The sequence below is a fragment of the Streptomyces sp. 3-6 genome, from assembly GCF_056323165.1.
In genome coordinates this window covers 21,985-28,817 of the sequence record NZ_JBWHZP010000032.1, presented here as the reverse complement: position 1 = coordinate 28,817, position 6,833 = coordinate 21,985, and the positions used below count along the sequence as shown (strand labels likewise).

6 protein-coding genes are annotated in these 6,833 nt (G+C 73.8%); 3 read left to right on the top strand and 3 right to left on the bottom strand.

What is annotated here, in order from left to right; translation table 11 throughout:
• Window positions 1–87 precede the first annotated feature (87 nt).
• Window positions 88–1,056, bottom strand: coding sequence for a hypothetical protein (locus tag AC02VZ_RS25350; RefSeq protein WP_476476486.1), 969 nt, complete (start codon window positions 1,054–1,056; stop codon window positions 88–90).
• 271 nt (window positions 1,057–1,327) lie between these two features.
• On the opposite strand from AC02VZ_RS25350, the gene AC02VZ_RS25345 reads away from it, so the two are divergent.
• Complete coding sequence (locus tag AC02VZ_RS25345; protein ID WP_432058760.1) at window positions 1,328–2,002, top strand: phosphatase PAP2 family protein; 675 nt, start codon at window positions 1,328–1,330, stop codon at window positions 2,000–2,002.
• 530 nt (window positions 2,003–2,532) lie between these two features.
• Here the strand turns inward: AC02VZ_RS25345 and AC02VZ_RS25340 are convergent.
• Together AC02VZ_RS25340 and AC02VZ_RS25335 are read right to left on the bottom strand one after the other, a co-directional pair.
• Entirely contained in the window at window positions 2,533–3,231 is a 699-nt protein-coding gene (locus AC02VZ_RS25340) for a class F sortase (RefSeq protein ID WP_432058761.1), read from the bottom strand.
• A 118-nt stretch (window positions 3,232–3,349) separates the two neighbouring features.
• Window positions 3,350–3,877, bottom strand: coding sequence for a hypothetical protein (locus tag AC02VZ_RS25335; protein WP_432058762.1), 528 nt, complete (start codon window positions 3,875–3,877; stop codon window positions 3,350–3,352).
• Window positions 3,878–4,364: 487 nt separating this feature from the next.
• Here AC02VZ_RS25335 and AC02VZ_RS25330 point away from each other — a divergent pair, with 487 nt between their 5' ends.
• Complete coding sequence (locus AC02VZ_RS25330) at window positions 4,365–5,588, top strand: MFS transporter (RefSeq protein WP_476476485.1); 1,224 nt, start codon at window positions 4,365–4,367, stop codon at window positions 5,586–5,588.
• Between the two features lie 238 nt (window positions 5,589–5,826).
• Window positions 5,827–6,708, top strand: a complete 882-nt coding sequence (locus AC02VZ_RS25325) for an SDR family oxidoreductase (protein ID WP_432058764.1) — start codon at window positions 5,827–5,829, stop codon at window positions 6,706–6,708.
• Window positions 6,709–6,833 lie beyond the last annotated feature (125 nt).

Here is a 6,833-nt window from a genome sequence, read left to right as displayed (position 1 = left end):
GTGCGTGGTGACGCCCGGTGGGCCGACAAATCCCAAACAGGACAGTCGAGACGTCAGTCAGGCGAGGGGTCAGACCCACCAGCGGCGTCACCACGTCACATCCTCACTGTCGGGCGAGGTCGCGGGGGCGTCGGTGCGGGTGTCCGCCGGGCCCGCGTGCACCGTGAAGGCCGCGGTGCGCACGACGCCGTCGTGACGGAAGTCCAGGAAGAGGCGGTAGCTGCCGCTGCTGGGCGCGGTGGCCGTGAAGGAGACCGCCGGTCCCGGCTTCGTGGTGCCGTCGCCGGGCTCACCGTTCGGATGGACGTGCAGGTAGGCGAGGTCGCCGGAGCGCAGCGCGACCAGGTGGCCGTACGCCCCGAGGTAGGGCTGCAGGTCGGTGACGGGCCTGCCGTCCCGGGAGACGGTGAGTTCCAGCTCGCTCGCCCGGCCCGGCCGCAGGGTGCCGGTCAGCCGGACCTCGTAGCCGTCGACGCGGGCGGTGCTGTGGGCGTCGGGGAGGCCGAGCGGGCGGTAGGCGCCGGAGACGGCGAGGTCCGCGCCGAGGGTGAGACCTCGGGCGCCCTGCCGGGCCGGGGTGAAGTCGGCGAAGATCCGGTAGGCACCGGCCTGCGGGAGGTCCGCGGTGGTGGTCCAGGTGCCGTCGCCGGAGCGGACCGGGTGCAGGTGGCGGTAGGTCCGCAGGTCGCGGGAGGCCACGATGAGGTGGAGTTCCTTGTCGTGCTCGCGGCGGAACCGGGTGACCGTCCTGTCCCGGTCGTCGCGGATGCGGAAGCGCAGTTCGGCCGGTTCCCCGGCCTCCGCGTGGGGCGTGTCCAGGTCGAGGGTGTAGCCCTGCTCGGAGATCCCCAGCCCGCCGGCGGGGACGGTCCCGTGACCGCCGTGGCCGTCACCTTCGCCCCCCTCCGGGTGGCCTGAGGAGGAGGCGTGTCCCGCGTCGTGCTCCGGGGGCCGCTCCGCGACCGCCGGGTCCAGGCTCTGGCCGACGCCGTAGGCCGTGGTGAAGGCGGCGGCCAGGGCGGCGGTGAAGGCGGTGATCCTCAGTCCGGTGTTCATGGCCGTCTCTCCTCGGGATCGGCGCCGGGGTCCGCGGCGGGCCCCGGGTTCCACCCTTCGAGTACATACCCCCATGGGGTATCACGTCAAGCCGGATCGGCCACCGAACGGGTACGGGGTGGGGGTATGACGACCAGCCCGGTGTCCGTCCGGTGTGGACCATGCGTACGGTGGGCACCTGGTGATTCCCGGCCCCAGCCCGGGGACGCCGAGGGCGCGGCCCCGTCCGCGCCCCCGCTCACAGACGCCGGCCACCACGGGAGAGACACAGATGAGCGAGCCGACCACCGGCGACCAGGACCTCACCCGTCCGCTCACGCGGCCCGTCGCTCCCTCCGACGGTCTGCGCCGGGTCGCGTCCGCCGTCCTCGGCGATCTCCGGGCGGTGGACGGCGCCCTCTACGCGGCGGTCGCCGCCACGCCCACCCCCACGCTCGACCGGACCCTGCGGCGGCTGTCGCACGCGGCCGACCACTCGAAGATCTCGTTCGCCATCGCGGGCGCCCTCGCGCTGAGCGGTGCGCGCCCCCGCCGGGCCGCGCTGGCCGGCGTCGGCGCCATCGCGGTGGCCTCCGCCTCGGCCAACCTGCTCGGCAAGCGGCTGGTGCACCGGGACCGGCCGGACCGGGAAGCCGCCCGGGTGACCGTGGACCGGCACGTGAGGATGCCGACGTCGGCATCCTTCCCGTCAGGGCACACCGCGTCGGCGGTCGCGTTCGCCACCGCCGTCGGCACGGTCCTGCCCGCCGCCTCGGTCCCCCTCGGCGCGCTGGCGGGCGCGGTCGGCTACTCCCGCGTGCACACGGGCGTCCACTACCCGGGGGACGTCGCCGCCGGTGCCGTCCTCGGCATCGCGAGCGCCGCCACCGCGCTCGCCGTGGGCTCGGCGCGCCTCCCGGCATCCTTCGGCTCCCGGCGGTTCCGGTGGGCGCGGCCCCGGGGCTGACCGACCGTCACGGGGCACCACCGGACGGCGCCCCGGCTCCGGGCCCGGCCCCTGCCCTCCCCGTCACCTGCCTCCAGCACCCGGTCCCGCCTGCCGGCTCCGGCATGTGGCTCCGCTCGGTCGGCTCCAGCCAGGCTCCGCTCGTCGCCTTTACTGGTCGGCCGGCTCCCCCGCCCCGCCCCGCCCCGCATCAGCACCCGGCCCAACTGGTCGACTGCCCTGCCCGGCTCCCGCCTCGCCCCCTCTTCCCCGGCATGCGGCGCGCTCCCTCCGTCCGGCTCGACCGGTCCCTCCGTGGCCGCCGCCGCGGCACCCGCGATGCCGCCCTCCGGGTGAGCGGGCGGGCACCCGAGCCGGCGCCCGGAGAACGGGCCGTGCACGGCGCCGCCCCGGGGCGTCCTCGGGGGAACCGTCCAGGGAGCCTCCAGGGCAATCGTTCAGGGAACCTTCGGGGCAATCGTCCGGGAAACGGGTACTGCCCGGGGCGAGGATGCTCCCGGGCAGTACCGTGACGTCCGTCCGCGGCGCCGTCACACGAGGTGGGCGAAGACCACCAGGTTCTCGGTGTAGTCCTTCACGGAGTGGTCGTAGTCGCCCGAGCAGGTGATGAGCCGGACCTGGGCGTCGGGGGTGTCGGCGTAGACCCGCTCGTCGGGGAAGTCGTCCTTGTCGAAGGACTCGGCGCCGTCGACCACGAAGGTGGCCGTGCGTCCGTCGGCCCGTAGAACCTGGAACTTGTCCCCCTTCTCCAGTTCGCCGAGACGCGCGAACACGGCCGGGGACGTCTTGGTGTCGACGTGCCCGGCGATGATCGACGTGCCGAGCTCGCCCGGGGACACCCCCTTCGCGAACCAGCCGACCAGGTTGGTGTCATCGGCGGGCGGGGGTTCGAGACGGCCGTCCTTGCCGATGGCGAGGTCGGTGAAGGGCGCGTCGACCTTGATGTCGGGGATGCGCAGCCGGGTCGGCTCCGACGGCGGCAGCTGCTTGGGCGACTCGGCGCTCGCGGACGGCTCGGGAGCGGTGGCGCCGGTCGTGGCGGTCGCGGAGACGGCGGGCGGTGCGTGCGGCACGTGGGCGTCGTCGGGGGGACTCTCCCGGCCGCCGAGCAGGCTCACCGCCAGCACCAGGGCAGCCGCGCCCCAGAACACCGCCGTCGTCACGGCACGCAGTCGGCGTCTGGGCGGCCGCTCATCGCTTGCGCGGGGGGACAGGGGGCTGGCTGCCATCGGGAAGACCACCTCACTGGAACACGGCAGCGGACACATCGGGCGAACGGGCGAGCGGGGCCGCCGACGCGCTGGACACGCGTACGGCGACCCCGGCTGCTATGTCATCGGGCATGGCTCACGCCACGCTTCCGGACGCCTTCTTGCGCCGCAGCGCGTAGGCACCCGTGCCGAGGACCGCCAGTGCGGCCAGGCCGGCGGCGCTGACGCCCGGTTCGGCCAGTCCGCCGCCACCGGTGTGCATGCCACCGCGCGGCTTCTCGTGCTTCCAGTCCTTGCCCTTGTCCTTGCCGCTCCAGGACTCCTCGCTCTGCGCGTCGCCCCCGTCCTTGCCCTTGTAGGACTCCGGGTCGTGCTTCGGGTCCTTCGCGTTGCCCCAGTCCCCTTCGTTCACCGCGGCGAGAGCGCCACCGCCGGTGTGCATGCCGCCCTCCGGCTTGTCGTACTTGCCGTGCTTCTCGTGCTTGCTCTCCTCGTCGTACTTGCCTCCCTTGTCGTGCTTGCTCTCCTTGTCGTACTCCTTGCTGGTGGAGGAGGACTTGTCGTGCTCCCAGTCACCCGTGTGGTCGGCGTAGGCTGCGGGCGCCGCGATCGCGAGGGCGGCGGTGGCCGTCGCGGTGGCGAGCACCAGGCGGGCAGAGCGCATCTGGACTTTCCTTCCGTCTCGGACGGGCTGCTGACTCCACGTCAGTACGAGGGACCCGGCCTCGACGTGAACCACCGTCAGCCAGGCCGTCCGCGCCCACCATCCGGGACGATCACACGGGTGAACGGCGCACCCTTCCGGGGGGACTCCGCAGCCGCCACCCGAGGGTCCGACGGCGCTGCCCCTTGCACTCGCGGACCGGCGGACACCTTGACGCGCGTGGGCGCGTGGGTGTCGTCCGTGGAGTGGGCGGCTGACAGCCCGTAGATGCGTGGGTGCGCGCGCAGGAGCCGGAAGGCGAAGCCGCAGAGGGGGGCGCGCCCGGGAGGTTGGCACCTGGGGAAGCGCCGACGTGCGCGGCGTCGGCGTGACGAGCCCCGGGAACGCCTGGACACTCCGCACACACCGCCTCACGTCTGCCGTACGGGCTCCGCGGGGCCCCATCGGCTGCTTGCTCACACGCCCGGGGCGCCCGTAGCCTGATTTTGTGCCGCTCATAAACAAAACCCGGCGACAGCGTGTCGATCCGGGTTCCGACCTCGTCCCCCTCCGTGTCGCCCTCACCGCGTTCTTCGCCCTCGACGGGTTCCTCTTCGCCGGCTGGGTGGTGCGCATCCCTGCCATCAAGGCACAGACCGGAGCCTCCGCGAGCGACCTCGGCCTGGCGCTGCTGGGGGTCTCCGCCGGGGCCGTGGTGACCATGATGCTGACCGGCCGCCTCTGCCGCCGCTACGGCAGCCACCCGGTGACCGTCGCCTGTGCCGTGCTGCTCTCCCTGAGCATCGGCCTGCCGCCGCTCACCCACTCCGCCGTCGCGCTCGGCACCGTGCTGCTCCTGTTCGGCGCGGCGTACGGCGGTATCAGCGTCGCCTTCAACAGCGCCGCCGTCGATCTGGTCACGGCTCTGCGGCGGCCGGTCATGCCCAGCTTCCACGCCGCGTTCAGCCTCGGTGGCATGCTCGGCGCGGGCGTGGGTGCCCTGGTCGCCGGGTCGCTGTCGCCCACCGTGCACCTGTGGGGGCTGGCCGTGGTGGGGCTGTCGGTGACCGCCGTGGCCGGGCGTGTGCTCCTGCGCTGCGCACCGCCGGTCGCGGCACCGTCGTCCCGGCCCGCCGGGGAGCCCCCGTCCCGCCGCGACCGCCGCACCCGGGCGCTGGTCGTCGTCTTCGGGCTCATCGCCCTGTGCACGGCCTACGGCGAAGGTGCACTGGCGGACTGGGGCGCGCTGCACCTGGAGGAGGATCTGGGCGCCTCACCGGGCACAGCGGCCCTCGGCTACTCCTGCTTCGCGTTCACCATGACCCTCGGACGCCTCAGCGGCACGACCCTGCTGGAACGTCTGGGCCGCACCCCCACCCTCGTCGCGGGCGGCAGCACCGCCGCCGTTGGCATGCTGCTCGGGGCGCTCGCCCCCTCGGTGGGGCTCGCCCTGCTCGGTTACGCCGTCACCGGCCTCGGCCTGGCCAACCTGTTCCCCGTGGCCATCGAACGGGCGGGAGCGCTGGCGGGCCCCAGCGGCGTCGCCACCGCCTCCACGCTCGGGTACGGCGGCATGCTCCTCGGCCCCCCGGCGATCGGCTTCATGGCCGACTGGTTCGGCCTGCCGTCCGCCCTCACCAGCGTGGCACTGCTGGCGGCCGTGGCCACGGTGATCGCCTACGCGACCCGCCGGGCGGGGACGGACGGACGGTCCGTCCCCCAGGTGGGCTGATCGGGCGTCCAGCGGGTGGCGCGTGGGAACTGGCCGGCGTTCGGCGTTCGGCAGGTGGGCACCCGGCGTTCGGCGTTCGGCGTTCGGCGTTCGGCAGATGGGTACCCGGCGTCCGGCGTTCGGTGTCCGTCGGGAACGTGCGCTGCTCGTGTCGGGTGCGGACCCGGCACGACCGCACGCGTTGCCCGGCCGACCCGTCGCCCGCCCGACCGACCGTCCAGGGAGAGGGAGCAGCACTGTGAGTGAGCAGCAGCAGAACCCCACCGACCAGCACCCGACGCCCGACTTCCCCGCCCAGGACCAGCCGCACCCCGGCTGGACCGGCCCCATGGACCCGCCGCCCGACCACGGCGAGGACTCGTACCGGGGCACCGGGCGGCTCACCGACCGCAAGGCGGTGATCACCGGTGGGGACTCCGGTATCGGCCGGGCCGTGGCCCTGGCGTTCGCCCGGGAGGGGGCGGACGTGCTGTTCACCTACCTGGACAGCGAGAAGGAGGAGGCCGACGAGACCACCCGCTGGATCGAGGAGGCCGGACGGCGGGCGGTGGCCGTCCCGTGCGACGTGCGCGAGGAGGAGAACTGCCGCGCGCTGATCGACCGGGCCGTGTCCGAGTTCGGCCGGATCGACATCCTGGTCAACAACGCGGCGTACCAGATGTCGCAGCCCGACGGCATCGAGGCCATCACCACCGAGCAGTTCGACCGGGTCCTGCGGACCAACCTGTACGGGATGTTCTGGCTGTGCAGGGAAGCCGTGCGTCACATCCCCGAGGGCGGCAGCATCATCAACTCCGCCTCTGTGCAGGCCTACAAGCCGAGCCCGCACCTGCTCGACTACGCGACGACCAAGGGCGGCATCGTCACGTTCACCCAGGGGCTGGCGCAGATGCTGATCGAGCGGGGCATCCGCGTCAACGCCGTGGCGCCGGGACCGGTGTGGACGCCGCTGATCCCGGCAACGCTCCCGGACACCACCGAGTTCGGCAAGCAGGCCCCCATCGGGCGGCCCGCCCAGCCCGCCGAGATGGCCCCGGCATACGTCTTCCTGGCCTCGCAGGAGGCGTCGTTCATCACCGCGGAGATCGTCAACGCCACCGGCGGCACACCGCTGCCGTAGCGCCCGCCGTGCGGACCGGTCCCGTTTCGTGAGCCGCCCGGCCGGACCCTCTGGTAGGCACCGGCGGACGCGCCGCGCCGGCAGGCGGTGCGGGTTGGCGGGCGGTGCGTGCCGCTCGGCGGATG